Below are 23,548 nucleotides of genomic sequence, written 5' to 3'. Positions count from 1 at the left end.
GTGAACAACGTCATGCAGGTGGTTTCCGTCATCTCGACCAAGGGCGGCGTGGGCAAAACCACCACGGCCGCCAATCTCGGTGGGTTCATTGCGGACGCAGGATTGCGCGTCCTGCTGCTCGACCTCGACATCCAACCGACGCTCTCCAGCTACTTCGAGTTCGCCCACCGCGCGCCGGCCGGCATCTACGAGCTACTGGCCTTCAATGAACAGAGCGTCGCCGCTCTCGTATCTCGGACGGTCATCAACGGCCTACACGTCGTGGTGTCGAACGATGCACAGGGCCAGCTCAACACGCTGCTGCTCCACGCGCCCGACGGCCGCCTCCGACTGCGCAACCTGCTGCCGGTGTTCCGGCCACACTACGACCTGCTGCTGATCGACACGCAGGGCGCCCGCAGCGCGCTGCTGGAAATGGCCGTGCTGGCGTCGGACCTGGCGATCTCGCCCGTCACCCCAGAAATCCTCGCTGCGCGCGAACTGCGTCGTGGCACGCTGCAGTTGATCGAGGACATCGCCCCATTCCGCCACCTCGGCATCGTTCCGCCGCCCCTGCGCCTGCTCATCAATCGGGTGCCTTCCGTCTCCCGTAACGCGAAGCAGATCCAGCATGCGCTGCGACAGATCTTCGCGGCGCACGACGCGATCGGTGTACTGCAGACCGACATCCCAGCCATCGAGTCATATCCGCGCGCTGCATCCCTGGGCTTGCCGGTACATCGGATCGAGCCGCGCCGGCCGAGTGGCCGTATCGCCCCAGCGGCGATCGACAGCCAGCGCGCGCTGGCGAAGGAGCTGTTCCCGCAGTGGACGGAGCGCTTCGCGGCGGTCAACGGGAGGGCAACCGATGCCCAGTCCGCATGAGCTGTGCCGCGGCCGCAAGCGGCTGCTTCCCCTGATCGAGTACGCGGTGAAGGAAGGCTGGGAGGTGAGCCGCACGCCCGGTGGCCACCTGAAATTCGTCAAGGCGGGCTTGCCGCCGATCTACACCAGCTCGACGGCCAGCGACCATCGCGCTACGCGCAATGCCCGTGCGCAGCTTGCGCGTGCCGTCCGCCAAGCGGCTTCCGAGGGCGGCCGTCATGACTAGCCGCAACGTCGAGGACATGGCCAGCAAACTGCTGGCGGAAGGCTTCTCACGGGCAGGCCCCGCCGCCGGCGCACCGAGCGACCCGATCGCCGACACGCCGATGATCGTCACGCTGGATGTGCTGCGGCCGTACGAGCTGGATCCGCGCGTGGCGCGCAACCCGCTCTACAACGACATCAAGGCATCGATCCGCGAACGCGGTCTCGATGCGCCGCCGGCCATCACCCGCCGCCCAGGTGAGCCGCACTACATCATCCGCAACGGCGGCAACACGCGGCTGGCGATCCTGCGCGAGCTGTGGACGGAAACCCGCGACGATCGATTCTTTCGGATTCCGTGCCTGTTCCGGCCGTGGCCGAGCCGAGGCGAAATCGTCGCCCTGGTGGGGCACCTCGCCGAGAACGAGCTGCGCAGCGGACTCACCTTTATCGAACGCGCCCTCGGCGTCGAGAAGGCGCGAGAGCTGTACGAACGCGAGAGCGGCGCAGTGTTGTCGCAGTCCGAGCTGGCACGTCGCCTCACCGCGGATGGCTTTCCTGTTCCGCAGTCGCACATCAGCCGCATGCAGGACGCCGTGCACTACCTGCTGCCTGTGATCCCGACGGTGCTCTATGGCGGGCTGGGACGCATGCAGGTCGAAAAGCTCGCGGCGATGCGCAAGGCGGGGCAGCGAGTATGGGAACAACGTGCGGGTGAAGCACGGCTCCCGGTCGACTTCCCGACGCTGTTCCAGGACGTGCTGGCGATGTTCAACGATGACCCGCAGGGGCTTTCGCTCAGGCGCGTGCAGGACGAGTTGGTGGGCCAGATGGCCGAAGTGCTGGAGGCCGACTACGACCTGCTGATGCTGGAATTGGACGAGACCGAGAACCGCCAGCGCGTCCTGAGCACCGAGCCGAGCGCTGAGCAACAGGAGCCGTCCACTCCGACTGCGGCATCGATGCCCGCGGCGCGGTCTCCGGCGCCGCCGGAACGCGCGGCGCCAAAGTCGCGACAGCCGTCGTCCCCTGATGAGGGCGAGGAGAAGCCGCGCACGCAGCACGCAGCGCCGGCCGCGCCTGACAATTCAAGTGCAGCCCGGCGCGACGAGCACATCGTGTCCGAAGCTCCTTCGACGCCGCGGCTCCAGACCATCCAGCGCCTGGTCGCCGAACACACCGGCGAGCAGCTGCAGGACTTCGGTGAGAACGTGTTGCGCGCCATTCCCGTTCAAACGGGCGGGCTATATCCCATCACCGATCTGTGGTTCGTCGACTCCAGCCTGGCTACCGCGGCGCCCTTGCGCACGCATATCGCACAGTTCGCGCGCGAGATTGCCGCCGAAGCGCATGCGGTCGACCAGGTGCAGCCGGTCGACGGTGGCCTCGGCTTTCAGTGTCTGCCGGCGGCGGCCGAAGCGCCGCCGTTCGCGCATGCGGTCCTCGCGCTCCTGATGGGCCTTGTCACGGCGTATTCCTCCGTCGCCACATCGAGTCGCGCGACGACACCGTTGCCGATCGACGTCCTCACGGTGCTGCTTCGGGACACCTCCTCCTCATCACAGCTCGCGCCGCGGCTCAGCGATGCCGGGCTGGTGAAGCTGTTCCGCGTGATCCGGCTTGCGCGCGTCTTGTTGGACCTGGAGTCGCGCGACCGCGCGGGCGAACCGTAGGGGATTTCCATGTCGGCACCGCACCCTCTCAATCAGGCCGTGGTTGCCCAGGCCCTGCACGACTTGCGCAACGGTCAGCTGCGCCGATGCCTTGCCATGGGTTTCAGCGAACGCGAGCTGGATGCGCTGAAGCACCCCGCGCTGGTGAGCGTGCTGCTCAACGCGACGGTGGCCTGGTGTTCGGTGCAGGTCAATCGCGAGGTCGTCCAACGTTTGCTGCATCAGGTGAGCGATGTCGAGCGCGAGATCGCGACGATCGACCGCATGCTGCGGCTGGGTGCCAGCACCGAGATGGTCAGTCAGTTCTACGGCCTCACGCATCAGGAGGTCGCATTACGTCGCGACGTGCTCGGCCTGCCCAAGCGCAAGGGGCGCCATCCGGTGCTCAACGAGGCCCAGGACACCGCGCTGTGGGAGCGATGGCATACCGAGGTCAAGCAACGCGGCATCGCACTGAACGACGAGACCGCGATGCTCGAGCTGACCCTCGTGCTCGCCGAGGGCATGGCGTTGCCCGCATCGGTGGTGTGGTCCGCAATTCATCAGTGGATCGCCGAGGGATTGGTGTAGCGATGCCCCAGGCGCCGATGCCTCACCAAAGCGGCCCGGTGCCGCTGTCAGCGGTGCTCGACCGCGCACAGGCGCAGATGCAGGACTCGCGTGCGACCCATCGTTCCACGCGCGTCGGCGACGGCTTCCTCTACAGCGGGAACCGACACGAAAGCGTGCCGCGCGCGTTGTTCCTCGACCGTCGGCTCACGCCGCTGGAACGCAACGCTTGGCAGGTCTTTCGGCTGAAGCTGAGCGAGGATGGCATCACCACTTTCCCCACCTACGAGCAGCTGCGTCCCTTCCTGGCTTCCATGCCCGGCACGCAGGCATCCGCCGAAACCGTGGCGCGCGCGCTCACGATCCTGCGCCTGACGCGCTGGCTGAGCCTCGTCCGCCGCCAGCGCGATGAGCGCAGCGGCCGCATTGTCGGCAATCTCTATGTGCTCCACGACGCGCCGCTGACACCCTTCGAGGCGATGCAGCTCGATGCCGAGTACCTTGGCCTGGTCAGCCACGCGCTGACCCACGCGAGCAAGGCGGTTCAGTGTGTCGGACAAGCCGTGTTGCAGGAGATTGAAGATGATCCGCTGCTCGCTGGCCGCGTGCTGCCCACGCGGTTGCAGATGTTGTCGCAGCGGCTTGCCGATCAGGGTGTCAAGGAACAACTGGACGCTGCGCCAGCGCCAGAGACTTATCCACAGCATGAGGCGATTCGCGAATCCGAAGACGGCGATTCGGCCTTACTTCGGAATGAATTGGCACCTCCTTCGGATTCCGAATCGGGCACCAAACCCGCGTCAAACGGCGGACTTCGGAATCCGAAGACGGACCGTACTGTACGTACTAATAAACCTGAAGTACGTACTGTACTGGGCAAGAACGACGCGCCGATGCTCAAGCTGCGGTTGCCCGAGCGTTTCGTCGCACTGAAGGGCGAACAGCAGGCCGGTGCCGCGGTGGCCTTGCGGCGCATCGATATTTCGCTGCAGCAGGCGGTGCTCGACGAGTGGGATGCCCGCTGTGCTGCAACGTCGGTGCGCAATCCGGCCGGCTATCTGTTCGGCATCATCCAGCGCGCGATCCGCGGGGAGTTCAAAGCGTGGGCGGCGCAGCCGGAGAAACGCCTGCAGCCAACGCCACCACCCGAAGCGCCTAGCGAAAAGCCCCGTCCGGCCGCAGATCCCGAAGTGGCCCAAGCGCACATCTCTCAGCTTCGAGACATGTTGCAACTGCGCTGACCAGGACAAGCAGGCCGTCTCGCAATGCCATGCTGTGCCGTTGAAGGCTATACCAGCTGGTATAGCCCTAGACCTCGGACCGAAGCGACGCTGCTTCCGATGGCGCGAGAGCGTGCAGATTTTCGCGTCCATTGAGCATCGCTGCGCCGGATGATCTACGGACGTCCGCGGGAGGCTATACCAGCTGGTATAGCGCCCGGGCCGCGAGCTCGGTCTTCATCTTGTGGCTGTTCCGGCATGTGGCCGATCCTGCGGGCACGTGCGACTTTGTTCTCGCCGACCGTGATGCTGCGACATGCGCCGTTGCGCCGGATAATCCACAGACGTCCATGGTTGGCTATACCAGCTGGTATAGCTCGCAAGCCGTCGAGTCCGATCTTCAGCGGCTGACGCGAAGCCCATCGGTGAGGAGCGCTCGGGTCGTTCCCATCGAAGGCGGCTCTTCGACACGCAACTCCGCCTTGAATGATCCACACACGTCTGCGGAAGGCTATACCAGCTGGTATAGCGCCCGGGCCGCCGGGCTCGGTCTTCGTCCTGTGGCTGTTCCGCCGGTGGCCGGTCCTGCGGGCCCGTGCGACTTCGTTCCCGCCGATCGTGGTGCTTCGACATGCGCCGTTGCACCGGATGATCCAGGGAAGTCCATGGTTGGCTATACCAGCTGGTATAGCTTGCAAGCCGTCGAGTCCGATCCTCGCGCCTAACGCGAAGCCCATCGACGAGGAGTGCTCGGGTCGCTCCCATCGAAGGCCGTTCTTCGACACGCAACTCCGCCCCGAATGATCCACGCACGTCTGCTGAAGGCTATACCAGCTGGTATAGCTGCCTCACCCAACATCTGATCGTGCGTGTCCGCTGCGGAGCGCTACGATGATGTTTTCGCCACGAGTTCGACCGCATGTCCAAGCAGGCCACAAGCACACTGCTCAACCTGACCGTCGTCGTCGAATGTCCGGTCGGCGGTGTGGCCTATGGGCTGCAGCGCGGACGAGATCAGCTCGATTTCGTGCAGGTCGCGCAGGGCGGCTTGATGCGATTCGATTTCCAGGTCGAGCAGCGACCCACCCCGGTCGGCACGGTCGATGTGCGGGGCGCCCATGTGCAAGGGCCGCGCGGTAATCGGTTCATCTACATCAACACCGGCACCTATGCCGGTCAGACCGACTCGCGCTGGAGCCGACGGGCCAAGATCGCGCTGAACGGGATTCCGGCATCGCCCGATGGAGCGAAGTTTCAAGCGCGCTTCACCGGCACGGCGGCGGATGGCGGCCCGGCATGCGCCAGCGTCCTGCTGCTCGACGGCGGCTGGATTGAAATTCGATCCGCGTAGCGCCGGCTCTTGCTGGCATCTCGATCCGGATGTCCAGGGAAGGCTATACCAGCTGGTATAGCTGCCCGCGCTGACAGCGTGCACAACGCGCCATAGCGGCCTGCGGTTTGTTGACTGACGTCCTTCCGCCCGCTGTCGAAGCTGACGACTCATCCACCACGGAGAGTCGTCAATGGCAAACGAGCCCCTGCAGTTGAACCTTGGATCGCTGCGCAGCGCGATGGCGCTGACGCTGCACACCCACCACGCCTCACGCATCTGGCACGGCCGCGCGCCTTCGGAAGGTCGCGCCGGCATCATCGGTCTTGCCGGCTTCGTCTCCGCGATGAACAAGATGAAGCGCGGTGCCGAACAAGACGATCCGTATTCGGACTGGTGGATGATCCGGATCGAGGACAAGCTGACGCAGACCAAGGCCAGCCTCCAGACGCTGCGCGAGCAGGTCGACGAGGTGCTGGCGAATGTGCCGTCGGCGTTGTCGCTCGGGGAGAACCTTAACGTCCAGCCCGTGAAGCTGCCGCTATTCATCAACGCGCAATTGGGTTTCCTGGCCGTATTCCTGCTGGCCGATTTCGACACCATCGCGCGCAAGCTGATCCTCGCCCACCACGCTGCGCTGATCGATCGTTCGACCATGGAGCGCTGGCTCAACGATGGCGCGCATGCGTTGCGCAGCCTGTTTTCGCTGGCCCAGCAGTATCGCTATTCGGGTACACAGCGCGACGACTTCGCGGCCAACAACGCCGCGGCGCGCGCAGCTCTGGAGAAGTTCGGACCACTGCCGCAAGACGTGCTGGAAGGCACGCGGCGTTCGCATTTCGCACCACCGCTGATGCGGCGCGGCCTGCAGCGGGCCGGGGGCGAGACCAAGGGACGTGAGCGGACCGAGCCTGTAGCAGTTCTACAGGACGAGCCCGAGGCGTTCGATGAAGGCGATTCGGCATGAGGGCGGCGGATTCGACTGCGCCGCCCCGCTTCGTCCCGCTGGAACACGCGGACTTCCGGCGGCTGGAACACGCGGCCTACCTAAAAGGCCTTTTAGTGCCCTTTAAAGGTAAGGGGAGTCTGGAGGCTTGGGCCAGCCAATGCATGGTGCTGCGCGACGACCTGATCGCACTCGCAATCCGGCGTGTCCTGCCCCAAGCACGCGTCCATCCGTTCAACCTGCTCGGCGTGCAGCTGGCCCAGCAGAACACTGGCGCAGGCACGACCTTCCTGCGCTGGCGCAACCTCGACCGTTCGATGATGGGCGTGGCGCTGTGGGACGAACTGATCGCCAGCACGGCGACGCCAGCCACGCTCATCGACGATCTGTACGCGATCGAGCTGCAGCGCATCGCGCTGAACATGCAGGTCAGTCTCCTTCATACCCTCGCCCGCCATGCTCAGGACTGCGCCAACAAGATGGCGCATGCCGATGCGGTCTATCAGCGACGCATCAGCCGGCGAGCACCGGCCAACGTCTCCACCACCAGCACGAGGTCATCATGAGCACGCATTTCTACGGCGAGGGCAACATCGGGTCCGTGCCAGAGTTTCGCGAGTTTCCCAACGGCAACGACGAACCGAATCGGCTGTTGCGGTTGAACGTCTACTTCGACAACCCCGTGCCGACGAAGGACGGCTATGAGGACCGCGGCGGGTTCTGGGCGCCGGTCGAGATCTGGCACAGGGATGCCGAGCGCTGGGCTGCGCTGTATCAAAAGGGCATGCGGGTTCTGGTCAGCGGACGTGAAGAGCGGGAAGACTGGACGGACGCCGAGGACAATGCACGGTCGACCTACAAGATCAACGCGCGGAGTGTCGGCATCCTGCCGTATCGAATCGAAGCGGTGACGCTGAGCGCCAAGTCGGCATAGCTCCTCGTTTCAGGCAAGAAAACGCGACCCAACGGCAGTTTATAACATTGGCATTTTGGGTGAGCGCAGGGATAAGGAGCGCATGGCGGTGACATTTGTCGGAATGCGCCGCGATGCATTCAGCGCGTTGCTATGTTGTAGGCGACGGCATTCTTTGGAGCGCCCCATGCAGTTCGTCACGCGGGTCGAGTTCGGGTCACTTCCTCTCATGGACTTATTGCTGTTTGACGCGATTGGGCTATCCGCGCCTGGTGCGGACGACTTGAGCGCGAAAATCTGGCCGGCTTCTTGGACGCGCAATACCGGTAGCACCGCCGGTGACCGCAACAAAATGCACCTCCTGATCGTCGAAGTGGAGTACCCGAACGACCCGCTGACTTTCACCTGATTCCGTGACCGTCGCCGCCGACGCGACAACATCGGGGGTCGGTGGCGACGTCCACTTCGGAAGTGTGCGCGCATGCCGGTGGCCTGCGGCAATTCGATGGCGCGCGAATGCTTGAAGCCGCCGTTGCGGTGCAGGTCGACGGAGCGGGAGCGCCATTCCCGCGCATGCGCGCAGCAGGAGTCACCACGCGTTCGCGTGGCGGTGCCGTTGGGTCTGACGCCGAGAGCGCAGCTACGCGCTGCTGGGCGCTGCTGCGATGGCGTCTTCTGGCGCCACCCATGCGGCGTACAGATCGTGCCATACGACGAATGCGGAACAACGCCGGCCGAAGTTCAGCGCGATGCGACGCGCATGGCGGGTCAGCTTCGCGGCGACGCGCAGCATCTCCTGCATCACCGTCTTCAAGCGCCGGCGCTTGGCCGGATGACGCACCGGTGCGTCCTTGCGCAGCAACGCCTGCTGGCCGATCAGGCGCAGTACGTTGTACGCGACCGCGGCCAGGCTCAGCACCAGGACATTGGTGTCGAACTTGCCGCTCGGCAGACGTTCGAGATCGAGGTCGGTCTTGAACTCGCTGTGGAATTGCTCGTGCGTACCGTGATCGGCATACAGCGCGATGATCGTCTCGGCCGGCTCGGCCAGCGTGGTTTCCCAGCCGTCGATCTCGACGTCGGGGAACAGCAGCGGCTGGCCGTCGGCCTGGGTCGTGCGCTCGGTCAGGCGCAGGATCCGGCGCAGGTGCACCGCGCTGCCGTCCTTCTGTTCGATCGCGCGGCCGGGTACTTCCCAGGTCGTGATGCGCTTGCCGTCACGCAGCGACATCCACACGGTATCTGCGTCGCCGCGCTTGGCGACGGCACAGCCTTCGCGATCGAATGCGCGCGGATTCCACTTGCCCAGCACATCGACGCGGCCTGCGCCTTCGTTCAACGCGGCGGCGTACAACTGTTCGCTGTCGAAACCGGAATCCCAGCGCAGCAACAGCCGGGCCTTCGTCAATGCCAGCGCGCGCGGGATCACCCGCTCCAGCACATAGTGTGATTCCTTGGCGCTGTGCTGGGTGCCCTCGCGCAACTCCAGTGCGAGGCAATACCCTTCTTCGGCACCGAGGTACGCCGCCACCGGCGCATAGCCGTCGTCGCCGGCATACGTGCGTCCCACGCCCTCCTTGTGGCTGCCCGAGTTGTCGAGGCAGAACACATCGATGTCGAGTGGCACGTGCCCGGTCGACACCGGCGAGAACTTCGCCTTACCGCGCTTCAGCAGCGGCACCAGCAGTGCATCGACCGCTTCCGAGCCCGGCACGCCCAGCGCATCCATGCGTTGCCGCAACGTGGCTGCAGACGGAACGTTGGACAAGCCAAGCGCTTCCTGGAAGAAACGATCACCACGCTTGCCTTCGATCGCTTCGAAGTCGCTCTTGCCCTCGACCAGCAATCCGACGTAACTGGTCAGGATCTGGCTGCTCGGTAGGCCCTGACGCACGGGGAACTTCGGATCGATGCGGCGCGCGATCTCGGCGAACCGATGCAGGGCGATGCCGACGAAGGCGTGGCCCGCCATCGCGGTGAGGTCGTGGGTGGATTGGCGAAGGACGAAACGGGGCGGCGATTGCACGGCGCAGAGGGAACGAGAAAGAACGTCGCGCCGCAGAATAGTCGAACGCGAGTACGCCGCGAAGATCCGCGTCAGGCGCCAGCGCACTCACCCAGCGGGTGAGTTGCAAACATCGCTCAAACGCAGTTGCAATGCGGGTTGCGGGAGGGCAAGGTCACGGAGTCAGGTTTCATCGAAGTAGTCAGTGAAATCGAGCGATTGTTCACCGACCAGCGGCGACAAAAGTTGCCCCCTGAGACAGGGTCTCGACGTCTCTGACGTATACAGCCCCGACGACCAGTGGCACCAATCCGTAAGCTGAACGGCGAGCGCACGCGCTACATGGCGTGCCGTTGAATGCTCGACTTTCGATGGCTACAGTGCGCGTCCCCTCGGACGGGGTGCCGATCGATACCGCGCAGGACGCGCGCGCTGCGATCGAACACGGGGAACGGCTGCGACGCGACAGCCAGACGGTCAAGCCGGATCACGGCTCGCGGAATCCTCAGTAGGGACACATCGGTCCGGCCGAAGCCTGGAAGGCTTCGGCCGGGCGCGCGCTCGCGCTGCGAGAACGCGCGCTGACGCGACACAGCAATACCGATGCGGCCGGCATGGCGGCCGACACCACCGACGGGGAGTCCGACGTGATGCACCAGAACCGACGCCAGCGCGCCCTGGGGCGCATGGCGACCCTTGCCTTCGCGCTGCTCATGCCTCTGTCCACGCTCGCGGCGGAGGCGCAGCCACGCAGCCCGCACGCCGTCCCGGTCGCGGAAGGGCCGAAAGCCGGCGCGGTGGAGAGCACGGCCGCCGATGGCACGCAGGTCGTCGACCTGACGACGCGCTACACGCGCGACCGCAACGGCAACATCACCCGCACCGACTACCCCGACGGCAGTTTCCGCACCACGGACTACAGCCCGACGCAGAAGCCGGTGAAGGAATGCGACGCGCTGGCGCACTGCGTGGAGCGCGTCTACAACCGCCGCGACCTGGAATCGGAGGTGCGCTATGCCGACGGGTCGAGCGCCACGACCGAGTACGACGGCAACGGCAACATCACCGCCAAGACCGATCGCGCCGGTCGGCGGACCTCGTTCGTCTACGACAAGGCGAACCGCCGCACCCAGGTCGTACTGCCCGACGCCACGCCAGCCAGCGACGACGACAATCCGCGCCGGGTCACCACCTACGATCGGGCCGGCCAGGCGGTCGGCGAGACCAATGAGCGCGGCAAGCGGACCAACTTCGGTTATGACCTTGCTGGCCGCGTCGTCACGATCATCGACCCGCTCAGCCACACGACGCGCCACGAGTACGACACGAGTGGCCGCCGCATCGCGACCGTCGATCCGAACGGTCACCGCGTCGAATTCGTCGCCGACGGCGTCGGCAACATCATCGAGACGAAGCTCCAGGACGGCAGTTCGATCAAGGTCGAGTACGACGCGGTGCGCCGGCCGACTGCGCGAACCGATCAGGATGGCCGCCGCGTCACCTTCCGCTACGACCCGCTCGGCCGGCTGATCCAATCGACCAGTGGCCGCGAAACGGTCGCCGCCACCAGCTACCAGTTCGACGAAGCCGGCAACCTCATCACGCAGACCGACGCCGAGGGTAGATCCACGCGTTGGCAGTACGACTACGGCAACCGGCCGGTCAAGCGCACGCTGCCCTCGGGTGATGACGAGGTGATGCAGTACGACCTGGCCGGCCGCCTGATCGCCCGCCAGGACTTCAACGGCGCGATCACGAGGTACGGCTACGACGCGGTCGATCGCAAGACCTCGATCGACTATCCGACCAGCCCCGACGTCACGATCGAGTACCTGCGCGGCGATACCAAGCCGACCCGGATCACCGACGGCAACGGAACGACCACGATCGGCTACGGGCCGCGCGGCGAAGTGCTCGGCGTCGAGTATCCGCATGGCGAATCGATCGCGTACGCGTACGACGAGGCGGGAAATCGCGTCGAGCTGATCTCGGCGTTCCAGCGCCTGCGGTTCGAGTACGACGACATGAACCGGCTGGCTGCGGTCACTGACGATCGCGGGACGACGCGCTACGCCTACGACGGGGTCGGCAATCGGACAGCGATCGTGCGGCCGAACGGCGTCCGCACGGACTATGGCTATGACGTGCAGAACCGGCTGGTCAGCCTCACGCACCAGACGGCCACGGGCGAGCTGCTGTTCGGCGTCAGCTATGCGCTCACGCCGGCAGGCAAGCGCCGGACCGCGCAGGAACGCGATGCGTCGGGGATCGCAAGGACGGTCACCTACAGCTACGACGATCACGATCGACTGATCGGTGAAGCCGTCGAGGCCCGCGACACGACCCGCAACCGGACGCTGGCCTGGACCTACGACAAGGTCGGCAACCGCAAGACCGAGACGGTCACCGTGCGGGGCGTGGCCATCACGACGACGTACGACTACGACGCGAACGATCGGCTGCTCAGCGAAACGACCGGCGGCTACACCACGCGGTACACCTACGACGCGAACGGCAACACGCTGTCGCAGGATGGCCCCGATGGCCGCGTCGAATACGCGTACGACGACGCCGACCGCCTGATCGAAATGCGGGCCAATGGTGCGCGGTACGCCTACCAGTACGACGCCGACGGACTGCGCATCGGCCAGACCTACCATCCGGCCAGCGGCCCGACGGTCTCGACCTACTACGTGCTCGACAAGAGCGGCGACTACGCGCAGGTCATCGAGGAGCACACGCAGGAAGGCACGGGACCGCGTCGGCTGTCGGCGATCCACACCTTCGGCGACGACCCGATCGCGCAGACGCGCGGCGAGGTGACCCAGTATCTGCTTGCGGACGGCATGGGCTCGACGCGCCTGCTGACCGATGCGGCCGGCGCGGTCACCGACACCTTCACGTTCGACGCCTTCGGCAACGAGCTGGAACGGACGGGCACGACCACCGTCACCCACCTGTATCGCGGCGAGCAGTACGACCCGGCGCTGGCGTTCTACTACCTGCGCGCCCGCTACTACGACCCGTCGACGGGGCGCTTCCCGACGATGGACAGCTTCGCCGGGTTCGCGATGGACCCGCCGTCGCTGCACAAGTACGCCTACGCCCACGCCGATCCGATTAACAAGCTCGATCCCAGCGGGCACATGACCCTGCAGGAGCTGGGTCAAACGCTCAACACTGCGGCGCGACAGGCGCTATCGAGCGCGGGCAACTTCCGCGTGGTGTTCAAAAAGACTGGATGCATGGTCGTCGAGAACATCGTCGAGGAAACCATTACGCAGGGCGTCTACGTTTTCATCGATGAACTTGCGGACGGAAAGCCCTATGTCGGGAGAACAAAGAACGACATCGACGACCGCCTGCGCGAACACGCCAGGGGACGCGCGCGCATCGTCGGCACTATCATTGCGAAGTTCAAAGTCGTGGGCGACAAGGATGATGTTCAATTGTTCGAGCAGCTCATCTACGACTTGCTCGTCGGTGAAGACGACCCCAAGGATGCCGTGGCAAACAAGATCCGCCCGCTGAGTGAGAAGCGCCCATCCAAGGCTGCACTGCGGCAGCGATTGGCTAGTATCGACATCTGCAAATGATAGGACCGACGGTGGAGCGCATCTATAGAGTAACGCCCGAAAAAGCCTATCTCAGCGGCGGCTGGTCCGATGAGGTGCGCCAACTGCTGCTGACACATCGGCCGCGATTCATGGAGCTTGCGGAGGATTGGTCCGATCTATCTGTATTCGATGGACTGGTAGATGATGTTGTTCATCTGAAAATTGCAGGCTCCATCAAAAACGGGCAGATCAAGGCTGCGAATGGCCTTGAAGTATTTCGCGGGATGAAGCGATTGACGCTTGTGTCCCGTGTCAAGGCAGGGCTAGACGTTGCCGCGTTGCGCAAGCTCGAATCTTTTAGTGGCTTATGGCAGCCAGAAGTAAAGACATTGCTCTCGTCCTCAGCACTGCAAAGCGTCACGCTCCATGCAGTGCCTGGCGACGCGCTGTCCAGCTTTCCCGAGAACAGTTCAATTTCGTCGCTTTGGCTGGCAAACACCACTGCGACGTCCCTGAAAGGGCTGAGTGCGCTTAGCGCACTCAGCGAGTTACGCATCACGGATGCGAAACAGCTCGAATCGCTGGATGGGATCGAGGATTGCCCGGTCTCTGTTCTGGATATTGAAAGCGCCCGCAAGCTGGTCGATTTTTCTGCGCTTCGATCAATTGAGGCTATATGCCGTCTGCGTTTGTTATTTGTCAGTCAGGAGGCAGATGTCACGACGTTCGCAGAACTGCAGGGTCTTCGGTGGCTGCATTTTTCAGGAAAGGATGTACCACCGCTGGACTGGCTATCGGTTGCTCCGCTTCCGCATATTGAACGGATAGTCGGCTGGTGGGATGAGGCCGTAGCGCCAGAGGCGGCAATTCATAACGCTGTTCGAGCGGGCCGAAAGATTGTTAAGTTCGAGCCAATTGGCAAACTAAAGATCCGGCCTTTGGATATTGAACTTGCGGACATTGCCTAGATCGCGCGCATCGCTACTGCGATTTCACCATCACACCTGCTTTGTTGGAAGATCGATCTCTGTGAGGTGGTCGAAGCCTTGCTCCTGGGCCGGTGGACGGGGAGGCTCTGTCGGGCAGCTTCAGTTTTGAGCATGCCCCCTGGAGTGGTTGTCCGGCTGCGGGGCGAAGCGCTGTAACACGTGCCCGGCCATTCCCTTGGCCAGTTCTTCCTCGCCGAAGAAGACGGTGCCGATGCCGTCCTTGCGCAACATCAGCGACTCGTCTTCGCCGTGGGTGCGCAAGACGACCTCGATATCCGGATTGAGTGCGCGCGCCGTGTCCGCCATCTGCCGGACATTCAGCGGATCGGGGGTTGCCACCACGAGCATGGCCGCTTCCGCGATATGGGCCTGGATCAGTACCGCGGGATCAGCTGCGTTACCTGAAACTGCAGCGATCCCTTGCTTGCGCATCTTCTCCACCACTTCGCGATTCTGTTCGGCCACCACATAAGGGATGCCACGTGCCTCCAGCGCGTTAGCGATCCGCTGGCCTACTCGGCCATAGCCGACCAGCACGACCTGCCCTTCCAGGTATTTGCGCTCGATGCTCATAGGCAATTCCGCATAGGGATCGAGTCGCCGGTCCAGGCTGCTCGCCAAGTCGGAGTGCTGGAGAATCCATTTCCGCGCGGGCTCCACTGCGGCGAACAGCAGGGGATTCAGGGCGATGGAGATGAGCGCGCCTGCTAGTACAAGGCTCATGCCTTCGACAGGCAGCAAACCCAACGAAAGGCCCAGACCGGCCAGAATGAACGAAAATTCGCCGATCTGGGCAAGACTGGCGGAAACGGTGAGCGCGGTATTGAGTGGATATCGGAAAGCCAGCACGAGGGCCGACGCTGCGATGGACTTGCCGAAAATGATGATCGCCAGCACGCACAGCACATGCCATGGTTTGTCCAGCAAAATGGCCGGATCGAACAGCATGCCCACCGCCACGAAGAAGAGCACGGAAAACGCATCGCGTAGTGGCAAAGACTCTTCCGCCGCGCGATGGCTGAATTCCGACTCGCGCATGACCATGCCGGCGAAGAAGGCTCCCAGAGCGAAAGAGACGCTGAACAGTTGGGCCGCTCCGTAGGCAATGCCAATGGCGGTGGCGATGACCGACAGCGTGAACAGCTCGCGCGAGCCGGTGCGCGAGACCTGCCACAGCATCCAGGGCATTACTCGCCGACCGACGACAAGCATCAAGGCCAGAAAGGCTGCGACCTGCAGCAGCGTTTGCCCGATGGTGATCCACAGGGGCGTGGCTGTCGCTGCATCCGTGGCCGCCGAACCGCCCAGGACGCCCGCGAGGGGCGGCAGCAAGACCAGGACCAACACCGTGGCGAGGTCTTCGACGACCAGCCAGCCCACGGCGATGCGACCGTTCATGCTTTCGATTACGCCACGGCTTTCCAGGGCTTTGAGCAGCACAACGGTGCTGGCGCATGACAGCGACAGACCGAAGATCAGTCCACTGCCCCAACTCCAGCCCCACCCCCACGCCACCGCCATGCCCAGCAACGTGGCCAGTCCCATTTGCACCACCGCGCCTGGGACGGCGATCCGCTTCACCGCCATCAGATCATCGAGCGAAAAGTGCAAGCCGACGCCAAACATCAGCAACATGACGCCGATCTCCGACAGCTGAGAAGCCAGGTGCACATCGGCCACGAAACCGGGCGTCGCAGGTCCGATGACGATGCCGGCCACGAGGTAACCCACCAGTGCCGGCATCCTGATCCGCTCAGCCAGAAAGCCGAGGATCAGAGCCATGCCGAAGCCGGCGGCGAGCGTACTGATAAGCGAAATGTTGTGATCCATATCGTGGTCTTTGACTTGCGCTAGTGAAGACGAAAACAGGCTAGGCGTGCGCTGCTGCCGGCATCTGAGGAACAGCGTCGGAATGGGCACGCCGAGATCTTGAAGCCATCTCATCACCTCAAGACGAGATCGTGGCGTTATTTGGGGTCGACGCGCCTTTGATACACAAGGCGCAGGGAAGGCTATACCAGCTGGTATAGCCTTCCCTGACTCTCCGTGACTCAATGCCAAGTGGTATTGGTCAAGCAAATCTCAGGGCAGTGGGGACGGACGGCGGCATCCGTCGGGCACGTATGCAAGCAATGCCCGCGTTGGCATATGCTAATTGCATTGATTTGGTGGGGAGATATTCCGTGCAAATCGTCACACGCATCAAACATGCCGCTCTCCCGCTCGTCGACCTGTCGCCATTCGATGCTGTTGGGATTTCCTCTCCTGGAGGGAGGACTTCTACGTGGAGATTCGACCGGAGCGGTGGGCGATGAAGTTTTTCAGTGCCAATGCAGGCTGTACCGGCGAGGTACAGTTGCTAATCATCGAGGTGGAGCAGCCGGACGACGCACTCACGTTCATGGACATCGCGGGCAAAGTTGATCAGATGGTGGCAAACCAATGTCGGTGAAGGTAGCAGGCCTCGCTGCCTCCCGATACTGGAGAATTGTGTTTGCCTCACGCGCGTGCTTAACAACTACGCGCCCATACCACGGAGCCAGTTCCTGCATGCCGCGCCCGCTGGGTCACGACGGACGGCGATCACTTCACGTACATCGCGGGTATAACTAATGGTATATTTCCTGGAGACCAGCGGTTAACCCATTCATCCAAATGGGGGATGCTACGGTCGCGAGAGTACTATATATTCTCGCCGCCCAACTCCAGTACGTTTTCCTCGCCGAAGACACGACCTCGTCCTGGTTGGGCTCATAGCTGGGCCTTCTTGCCCGATAAAATCAAATCCCTTCGAGGGGAAATCTGCGATGCACTCCTATTCCAGCGCCTTTGCGCGCATGGTGCTCGCTCTGCGTGCGTGTCTGCATGCCGGGCGATTCAATCTACGCCCGCTAATACGATCGAAAATACCGCTGCCTTTGGCGTTGCTTATTTTCGCCTTGTCATCGTTGCCGACCTTTTCCGCCTCCGGCTACGCCTTGTACGAAGCAAACGGCATGCATTCGAGCCTGGCCCAGGCCAAAGCCAGTTTCGACGCAACCTATCGCCGCTATAACGGTGCACCGCAGTATTACTGCGACGGCAGCATGTGGCGCTGGGATTTCGATGGCACCGCCACCAGTCCATCCTGGCGCGGCACGCCGACCGGCACCTGCATTCATGCCTTCAACCTGAACATCCGGGCCGTGTGTGCCTATGGCTATACACCCCGCATGGAAGGCCAATCGGTGATGTGCTGCGAGGGCAACAGTGCCAGTTGCGACGCCCCGCCGCCGTTGCCCAAGCACACGCAGGACAAAGCGGTACCCGACAAGGCATCGTGCAACGACGCCTGCGGCATCCCCATGGCGGTCGGCGACCCGGTCGGCCTCGATCGCGGCCGAACGCTGGTCGACGAAGTGGACTATCCGGGCGTCGCCCCGTCGCCGCTGCGCTTCGAGCGGCACTACGACAACCTGCGTGTCAGCCTCGGCGCCTCGCCTGCCGGCGGCAATTGGGAATCGACCGGCTGGACGCACACCTACGACATCCGCTTGGTGCCTCAGCGCGACGAGCAGGGCGTGCCGAGAATGGCCGTCAAGATTGGTGCGAAGGTCATCACGTTCGCGCTGGTGGACGGCACGCCCAAGGACGACGCCGTCAATCCGCTCGTGCACGTTCCGCCGGTGGTCGAACCAGGTGATCGCGGCTATTGGCGCGACGCGTGGGGTCGGATCATCAACGACTTCGAGGTCTGCCAATCCCATGGCACGCCGGGCCTGTACCACCACCTTTGGTATCAATCGAGCCCACCGGACTGGACCCCGGCTTCGCTCATCGGCCAGTTCGCCAGCTGCACCGCGGGCGACATGGAGCACCACGTCCGCTATGCACGCTGCCCGGGCGGTAGCCTGCAGGTCGACCGGCTGGGTTGCGTCATTCCGGCACCGAGCGGCTTCTACGCCAATCGGCTCTGGCGTGGCGACGACGATTCCGCGCCCCGGCTGACCCAGTCCAGCGACGGCTGGCTGTTCACCTCGTGGGACGAATCGGTCATCCGCTTCAACCTCCAGCTCGCCCCCGTGAGCCAGACCTTCCGCAACGGCACGACGCTGACCTTCGCCACCGACGCGCAGAACCGCATCACGCAGGTCACCGACAGCTTCCAGCGTTCGCTCACGATCCAGTACGACGGCGACTGGATCCAGCAGCTCGTCACGCCGGGCGGCCAAACGATCCGCTTCGGCTATGCGGCTGGCGTGTCCGGCGCGTACAACCTGGCCTCGGTGACCTACGCCGACGGCAGCCAGCGCCAGTACCGCTACGAATTTCAGACCGAGACGCCGATCATGGGCCGGCCGGCCTACCTGACCGACCTGATCGACGAGCGCAACGTCGTGTTCGCCTCGTGGCGCTACGACCCGCAAACGGGCCGCACCATCGCGATGTGGAACGCCGGCGAGGTCGACCGCCACGACCTGAGCTACGCGGTCGACGGCCAGGGCGAAGTCAGCACCGTCACGGTGACCGATCCCTACCGCGTGCAGCGCAGCTATGCGATGTCCACCGCGCTGGGCACCACCCAGGCGGTCGGCGAAGTGCTGCCGGCCACCGCCACCACGCCCGCGAGCCAGCGCACGCAGAGTTACGACGCCAAGAACAAGCGCGTCCGCTACACCGATTTCAACGGCATGGTCACCAGCTACCGCTACGACCCGGTGCGCAACCTCGAGATCAGCCGGACCGTCGCCGAAGGCACGCCGGACGCACAGACCATCAGCACGCGCTGGTCGCCGGCGTTCCGCCTGCCGGTCGCGCAGGCTTCGCCGTTCCAGCTCGAAACCTACGAACTCGACCCCTTGGGCCGTACCGTCAAATACACGGTCCAGCCCACCGCCGACGCCAGCGGCAGCCAGGGCTTCGACGCGGCGCCGGTCGGTGCGGCGAGCACCTGGACCTACGCCTACAACGCGCTGGGCCAGCTGGTCGAGGAAACCGCGCCGACCAACCGCACGACCCGCTATGCCTATGACACTCAGGGCAAGCTCACGACGGTGACCGATCCGGCCGGACTGGTGACCCAGTACACCGCCTACGACGCCGAAGGCCGGCCGCTGAGCATCACGCAGCCCGACGGCACGATCATCGCCCTGGCCTACGACCTGCGCGGCCGGCTGACCAGCCGCAGCGTCGGCGCCCTGCAGACGCGCTACGTCTACGCGGCCACCGGCCTGCTGACCAGCGTCGTGACGCCCGACCGGACGGTGAACTACGACTACGACGACGCCCACCGGCTGATCGCCATCCGCGACACGCTGGGCAATCGCATCGCCTACACGCTCGACGCAACCGGCAAGCGCACCCGCGAGGACGTCGTGGACAGCAGCGGCAGCCTCGCCACCTTGATGCGCACCATCGAGTCCGACCTTCAGCCTCTGGCCCAACCCCAAGCCCCGAAAGCGAGCTGACCATGCTGCGCCCGATTCTGATGGCGGCCGCGCTGACCGCCGCCGTTCCCACCGCTGCCGGCACCGTGCTGCGCATCGACCGCGAATTCGACCCACTCGGCCGGCTGGCCAAGGAAAGCCGCTCCGACGGCGGCTGGATCGCTTACCGCTACGACCCCAACGGCAATCGCACCGAAGCGCGGGACGACCAGGGCCGGGTCACCGCCTATGAGTACGACGCGCTGAACCGGCTCAAGAAGCTGACCGACGCTGCAGGTGGCATTACCCGATACACCTACGACGGCCGCAACCGGCTGGTCACGGTGACCGATCCGCGCGGCCTGGTGACGAAGTACGAATACAACGGCTTCGACGATTTGCTGAAGCAGACCAGCCCGGACAGCGGCACCACGACCTGGGTGCCACGCGCCGACGGTCAGCCGGCGAGCACCACCGACAACCTCGGCCAGACCACGCAGTACACCTACGACACGGCCGGCCGCGTCATCAAGACGGCCTATGCCGACGGCACGGCGCTCCTCTACGCCTACGGCAAGGCCGGCAGCGGCAGCGCCACCGGCAAGCTGACCGCCATCCTCGACGGCGCCTCGGTGCGCCAGTTCGCCTTCGGCTACGACGCGCTGGGCCGCCGCAACCTCGATAACCGCCGGCTACGCGACAAGGAATACCTGATCCGCTACGCCTACGACGCCAAGGGGTTGCTGAACCAGCTGACCTACCCCAGCGGGCGGATCGTCACCTACAGCTACGACACGCAGGGCCGGCCGCTGGGCATCCAGACCAAGCAGGGCACCGCGCCCGGCGTCACGCTCTTGAGCCAGATCGCCTACCAGCCCTTCGGCCCGGCCAAGGGCTGGACTTATGGCAACGGCGAGGTGCGCAGCGCCAGCTACGACCAGAACGGCCGGATGACCAGCCTGACGTTGGGCGACAGCACGCTGAGCCTGAGCTACGACACCGGCGGCCGGCTGGTCGAGCAGCAGATGGCCGGCGGCTGGTGGGATCGGCTATTGCAGCGCCTGGGCCTGCCGGTCGGACAGACCGACCTGTTCGACTACGACAAACTGGACCGCCTCACGGCCTGGCAGGCCGATGGCCAGACCCGGCTCTACGACTACGACGCCACCGGCAACCGCACGCGCATCCAGACGAGCAGCATCACGCATGACCAGACGATCGATCCGGCGAGCAATCGGCTGATCGCTGGTGCGGGCGTCTACCAGTACGACGCCAACGGCAACCGCGTCACCGACAGTCGGCAAAGCTATCGCTACGACGTGCGCGGCCGACTGATCGAAGCGGGCGGCGCCCAGTACACCGTCAATGCGTTCGGCGAGCGCGTCATCAAGACCTACCAGGGCCAGACCACGCTGTACCACTATGACCAGTGGGGGCGGTTGCTGGCGGAGACCGATGCGCAGGGGGCGACGCGGCGCGAATACGTCTACCTCGACACGCTGCCGGTCGGGGTGATCGATTTTGGGACCGAAATCCGTTACATCCACACTGATCATCTGGGTACGCCACGGCTAGTGACGGATGCGGCGAAGCAGGCGATCTGGGCGTGGCGCGGGGAGCCTTTCGGCGCCACGGCCGCGGATGAAGATCCGACCGGGTCGAATGCCCCGTATGCGTTCAACCTGCGGTTTCCAGGACAATATTTCGACAAAGAGACGGGACTACATTACAACTACCACCGGGATTACGATCCACAGGTTGGTCGGTATATCCAGACTGATCCGATCGGATTGGCGGGTGGAATCAATACCTATGCCTATGTAAGCAATAACCCACTCAGCGGGATCGATCCAAAGGGGTTGGACTGCGTAGCGGCAAATGGAACCGTGACATGCGGCGGACCCGGCCAACCGACCGTGAGCTTCCCTCGTCCTCCGGGATGGCCGAGTACAATAACTTCAAACTCGCCCGGCTATCACAAGTATGATGTGAGAGTTAAAATGAACGGCGTCGATGCAAATTGCGTGATGCAGGGAATGATTAACACTCCAACTCCGGGTAGTCCCGCACCTGCAACTCCTTGGGGTACGGCAAATAATGCAACGCCGTCAACTCCACAAAGCATGTTTGATGCATTGGATTACGTAAGCTCGTTTGGAAACGATCGAGGGGCTACAACAACAGTCCTGTTATCTCTTACCTATTAAATGGTGGAGCCGCAGTGGTCAATGTAACCCAGCCGGGGCACCCATTACACCCAGGCTATGTGGTTCGCACCATTAAGGGAAATGAAGTTAGCAACTTAGGAGAAGGAGTTGGTAGATTGCAAGCGCAATATAGTCCAGTTGCTTCAGTTATCAATGGTGTCTGGAACGGACAGACTGGCGATATTGTAAAAGCCTGTAGTTGCTCTCGCTGAGGTAGTCATGAAAATTGAAAAGATCACTCTGGCATTTGTTTTGTCGCCGTTATTTCCGGTGGCATACATGCTGATAATGCCTTATCTCTCCGGGGAGCTTATCAAGGACGCTATGATGTCCTATTGGTCCTGCTCTTCTCGCTGCCGACTAGCTACATCTCCTGTTTGCTACTTGGGCTTCCTTTGGTAAGGGCTTTAAGGAAAAGATCCGCATTGACCCTTGTTAATGTTGTGGGAGGCGGGGTCGTATTAGGAATGATCGCCTACTACTTGTTTAGCTGGGGCTTTGCAGCATTTCTCGGCTCTTCGATAGAGCTTACTGCCCAAGCCGAAGTCTTAGTATGGGGCGCCATCCTGGGAGTCATGGTTGCCTTGCCTTTTGGTTTGATAGCTGGGTTGCCTTTGCACAGGCCTTCACCTCAAAGTTGACGCGAATGGCTGACGTGCATTGCGTACGAAAGCGACCGCATGCCTAATTGTCTAGTCCCGGACGATTGGTTACGCGCTTACTGAATAAATCTGGCTTGTCCCGCTGCCAGTTTTTCAGCGCCTGCATCGGGGTTTGATGCTGCAGTGCCAGTTGCGGCAATTGCTGGTTGTACAGCCAGACATAGCGCTCGATCGTCCGGCCCAAGTCCTCGCCGGACTGGAAGCGGTGCGTGGCCAGTACCTCGGCGATGCGTCCATTGAACCGCTCGACCATGCCGTTGGTTTGCGGATGGCGCGGCTTGGTCAGCCGGTGTTCGATCCCGAGCGACTGGCACAGCCGGTCGAACTCATGCTCGCCACTTGCCTGCTTTTGCTTGTTGAACAAGCGGTCCGTGAACTCGCCACCGTTGTCTGTCAGCAGTGTCCGTAATTTGAACGGCGCCGCCTTGCTCAGCGCAGCCAGAAAGCCGCGGGCCGCCATGGCTGTCTTGTGTGGACGAATCTGCACGAATCCCCAGCGGGTGGCACGATCGATGGCGACGAACAGATAGCGCCGTTCGGTTTCATCCGGCATCTGCGGCAGATATTTCACATCCAGATGCACGTAACCTGGTTCGTAGAACTTGAACGGCTTGTGTTTGGGCGTAGCCGCGCGGGCGGGCTCCAGATCGCGCAGGTTGCCGACGCCATGCCGGCGCAGGCAGCGATCCAGGCCGGAACGGGACACTTTCGGATTGAGGAATTCGCGTACGACGACCAGCAAATCGTCCAGGCCGAGCTTCAAGGTCTGGCGTAATTCGACGGCGACGGCCTCCTGAGCAGGGAGCAGACGGGTTTGAAGCGTGTGTGCGGTATGGGAGCGATCCTCGACGCTGCGTCGATTACGCCATTTGATGATGGTGGCGACGCTGACGTTGAAACGCTGGGCGAGTTCGACGTGAGTACCGCTGGCAGCCTGGATTTCGGCGCGAATGGCAGGGGTGGTACGGGCTTGCTTGTGGAGGCGAACGATCATGTGGCGACAGTCTGGAGCGAGGCTAGGAGT

18 protein-coding genes are annotated in these 23,548 nt (G+C 63.4%); 15 read left to right on the top strand and 3 right to left on the bottom strand.

The features are described 5' to 3' along the window. The 10 genes from H9L41_RS23965 to H9L41_RS23920 all read left to right on the top strand — a co-directional run bounded on the left by H9L41_RS23965 (position 1) and on the right by H9L41_RS23920 (position 8,108). Positions 1 to 864, top strand: coding sequence for a ParA family protein (locus tag H9L41_RS23965; RefSeq protein ID WP_444542010.1), 864 nt, complete (start codon positions 1 to 3; stop codon positions 862 to 864). Then, on the top strand, positions 848 to 1,090 hold the full coding sequence (locus H9L41_RS23960) for a hypothetical protein (protein ID WP_028447313.1): 243 nt from the start codon (positions 848 to 850) through the stop codon (positions 1,088 to 1,090). The genes H9L41_RS23965 and H9L41_RS23960 overlap by 17 nt, the downstream gene beginning before the upstream one ends. Then, a complete protein-coding gene (locus tag H9L41_RS23955; RefSeq protein WP_028447314.1) occupies positions 1,083 to 2,741 on the top strand; it encodes a ParB family protein in 1,659 nt (552 codons plus the stop codon). The genes H9L41_RS23960 and H9L41_RS23955 overlap by 8 nt, the downstream gene beginning before the upstream one ends. Positions 2,742 to 2,750: 9 nt before the next feature. Continuing rightward, positions 2,751 to 3,311, top strand: coding sequence for a DUF2857 domain-containing protein (locus tag H9L41_RS23950; RefSeq protein WP_028447315.1), 561 nt, complete (start codon positions 2,751 to 2,753; stop codon positions 3,309 to 3,311). A 2-nt stretch (positions 3,312 to 3,313) separates the two neighbouring features. After that, on the top strand, positions 3,314 to 4,531 hold the full coding sequence (locus H9L41_RS23945) for an STY4528 family pathogenicity island replication protein (protein WP_028447316.1): 1,218 nt from the start codon (positions 3,314 to 3,316) through the stop codon (positions 4,529 to 4,531). An 898-nt stretch (positions 4,532 to 5,429) separates the two neighbouring features. Continuing rightward, positions 5,430 to 5,861 carry a DUF5990 family protein gene (locus H9L41_RS23940; protein WP_051319264.1) on the top strand — a complete coding sequence of 144 codons (432 nt, stop codon included), beginning with the start codon at positions 5,430 to 5,432 and terminating at the stop codon, positions 5,859 to 5,861. A 172-nt stretch (positions 5,862 to 6,033) separates the two neighbouring features. Further along, positions 6,034 to 6,807: a PFL_4669 family integrating conjugative element protein gene (locus H9L41_RS23935; RefSeq protein ID WP_028447317.1), complete on the top strand. Its 774-nt coding sequence runs from the start codon at positions 6,034 to 6,036 to the stop codon at positions 6,805 to 6,807. Continuing rightward, the gene (locus H9L41_RS23930; RefSeq protein ID WP_028447318.1) at positions 6,804 to 7,352 is read left to right on the top strand and encodes a DUF3158 family protein; all 549 of its coding nucleotides are present in this window, start codon (positions 6,804 to 6,806) and stop codon (positions 7,350 to 7,352) included. The genes H9L41_RS23935 and H9L41_RS23930 overlap by 4 nt, the downstream gene beginning before the upstream one ends. Further along, positions 7,349 to 7,720: a single-stranded DNA-binding protein gene (locus H9L41_RS23925; protein WP_028447319.1), complete on the top strand. Its 372-nt coding sequence runs from the start codon at positions 7,349 to 7,351 to the stop codon at positions 7,718 to 7,720. The genes H9L41_RS23930 and H9L41_RS23925 overlap by 4 nt, the downstream gene beginning before the upstream one ends. Positions 7,721 to 7,886: 166 nt before the next feature. Next, positions 7,887 to 8,108 carry a hypothetical protein gene (locus H9L41_RS23920; protein WP_028447320.1) on the top strand — a complete coding sequence of 74 codons (222 nt, stop codon included), beginning with the start codon at positions 7,887 to 7,889 and terminating at the stop codon, positions 8,106 to 8,108. A gap of 231 nt (positions 8,109 to 8,339) precedes the next feature. On the opposite strand, the gene H9L41_RS23915 is transcribed toward H9L41_RS23920, so the two are convergent. Continuing rightward, positions 8,340 to 9,671, bottom strand: coding sequence for an IS1380 family transposase (locus H9L41_RS23915; protein ID WP_245589247.1), 1,332 nt, complete (start codon positions 9,669 to 9,671; stop codon positions 8,340 to 8,342). A 647-nt stretch (positions 9,672 to 10,318) separates the two neighbouring features. On the opposite strand from H9L41_RS23915, the gene H9L41_RS23910 reads away from it, so the two are divergent. Both H9L41_RS23910 and H9L41_RS23905 read left to right on the top strand, forming a co-directional pair. Further along, positions 10,319 to 13,300 carry an RHS repeat-associated core domain-containing protein gene (locus H9L41_RS23910; RefSeq protein ID WP_028447321.1) on the top strand — a complete coding sequence of 994 codons (2,982 nt, stop codon included), beginning with the start codon at positions 10,319 to 10,321 and terminating at the stop codon, positions 13,298 to 13,300. An 11-nt stretch (positions 13,301 to 13,311) separates the two neighbouring features. Further along, entirely contained in the window at positions 13,312 to 14,229 is a 918-nt protein-coding gene (locus H9L41_RS23905; RefSeq protein WP_157462076.1) for a hypothetical protein, read from the top strand. A 120-nt stretch (positions 14,230 to 14,349) separates the two neighbouring features. Here the strand turns inward: H9L41_RS23905 and H9L41_RS23900 are convergent, their stop codons facing one another. Next, positions 14,350 to 16,080: a cation:proton antiporter domain-containing protein gene (locus H9L41_RS23900; protein ID WP_028447322.1), complete on the bottom strand. Its 1,731-nt coding sequence runs from the start codon at positions 16,078 to 16,080 to the stop codon at positions 14,350 to 14,352. Positions 16,081 to 16,534: 454 nt separating this feature from the next. On the opposite strand from H9L41_RS23900, the gene H9L41_RS23895 reads away from it, so the two are divergent. From H9L41_RS23895 to H9L41_RS23885, 3 genes are all read left to right on the top strand, one after another. Beyond that, positions 16,535 to 16,702: a hypothetical protein gene (locus H9L41_RS23895; RefSeq protein ID WP_187523621.1), complete on the top strand. Its 168-nt coding sequence runs from the start codon at positions 16,535 to 16,537 to the stop codon at positions 16,700 to 16,702. A gap of 355 nt (positions 16,703 to 17,057) precedes the next feature. Next, positions 17,058 to 19,697, top strand: coding sequence for an RHS repeat domain-containing protein (locus H9L41_RS23890; protein WP_084300512.1), 2,640 nt, complete (start codon positions 17,058 to 17,060; stop codon positions 19,695 to 19,697). A gap of 2 nt (positions 19,698 to 19,699) precedes the next feature. After that, the gene (locus H9L41_RS23885) at positions 19,700 to 21,862 is read left to right on the top strand and encodes an RHS repeat-associated core domain-containing protein (protein ID WP_187523620.1); all 2,163 of its coding nucleotides are present in this window, start codon (positions 19,700 to 19,702) and stop codon (positions 21,860 to 21,862) included. 684 nt (positions 21,863 to 22,546) lie between these two features. On the opposite strand, the gene H9L41_RS23880 is transcribed toward H9L41_RS23885, so the two are convergent. Next, entirely contained in the window at positions 22,547 to 23,518 is a 972-nt protein-coding gene (locus tag H9L41_RS23880) for an IS481 family transposase (protein WP_028447324.1), read from the bottom strand. Positions 23,519 to 23,548 lie beyond the last annotated feature (30 nt).

Origin of the sequence: Chitinimonas koreensis, assembly GCF_014353015.1 — a bacterium.
GTDB lineage: Bacteria > Pseudomonadota > Gammaproteobacteria > Burkholderiales > Chitinimonadaceae > Chitinimonas > Chitinimonas koreensis.
The sequence above is the reverse complement of the archived record's forward strand: the minus strand, read 5'-3'. Positions and strand labels throughout refer to the sequence as shown.

What these genes read in the sequence shown, in the direction of transcription:
- H9L41_RS23930 (WP_028447318.1), top strand. Translation starts at nt 6,804, where the DNA reads ATGAGGGCGGCGGATTCGACTGCGCCGCCCCGCTTCGTCCCGCTGGAA.
- H9L41_RS23910 (WP_028447321.1), top strand. Translation starts at nt 10,319, where the DNA reads ATGGCGGCCGACACCACCGACGGGGAGTCCGACGTGATGCACCAGAAC.
- H9L41_RS23880 (WP_028447324.1), bottom strand. Translation starts at nt 23,518, where the DNA reads ATGATCGTTCGCCTCCACAAGCAAGCCCGTACCACCCCTGCCATTCGC.
- H9L41_RS23935 (WP_028447317.1), top strand. Translation starts at nt 6,034, where the DNA reads ATGGCAAACGAGCCCCTGCAGTTGAACCTTGGATCGCTGCGCAGCGCG.
- H9L41_RS23940 (WP_051319264.1), top strand. Translation starts at nt 5,430, where the DNA reads ATGTCCAAGCAGGCCACAAGCACACTGCTCAACCTGACCGTCGTCGTC.
- H9L41_RS23955 (WP_028447314.1), top strand. Translation starts at nt 1,083, where the DNA reads ATGACTAGCCGCAACGTCGAGGACATGGCCAGCAAACTGCTGGCGGAA.
- H9L41_RS23915 (WP_245589247.1), bottom strand. Translation starts at nt 9,671, where the DNA reads ATGGCGGGCCACGCCTTCGTCGGCATCGCCCTGCATCGGTTCGCCGAG.
- H9L41_RS23925 (WP_028447319.1), top strand. Translation starts at nt 7,349, where the DNA reads ATGAGCACGCATTTCTACGGCGAGGGCAACATCGGGTCCGTGCCAGAG.
- H9L41_RS23960 (WP_028447313.1), top strand. Translation starts at nt 848, where the DNA reads ATGCCCAGTCCGCATGAGCTGTGCCGCGGCCGCAAGCGGCTGCTTCCC.
- H9L41_RS23900 (WP_028447322.1), bottom strand. Translation starts at nt 16,080, where the DNA reads ATGGATCACAACATTTCGCTTATCAGTACGCTCGCCGCCGGCTTCGGC.
- H9L41_RS23945 (WP_028447316.1), top strand. Translation starts at nt 3,314, where the DNA reads ATGCCCCAGGCGCCGATGCCTCACCAAAGCGGCCCGGTGCCGCTGTCA.
- H9L41_RS23950 (WP_028447315.1), top strand. Translation starts at nt 2,751, where the DNA reads ATGTCGGCACCGCACCCTCTCAATCAGGCCGTGGTTGCCCAGGCCCTG.
- H9L41_RS23890 (WP_084300512.1), top strand. Translation starts at nt 17,058, where the DNA reads ATGCACTCCTATTCCAGCGCCTTTGCGCGCATGGTGCTCGCTCTGCGT.
- H9L41_RS23920 (WP_028447320.1), top strand. Translation starts at nt 7,887, where the DNA reads ATGCAGTTCGTCACGCGGGTCGAGTTCGGGTCACTTCCTCTCATGGAC.
- H9L41_RS23885 (WP_187523620.1), top strand. Translation starts at nt 19,700, where the DNA reads ATGCTGCGCCCGATTCTGATGGCGGCCGCGCTGACCGCCGCCGTTCCC.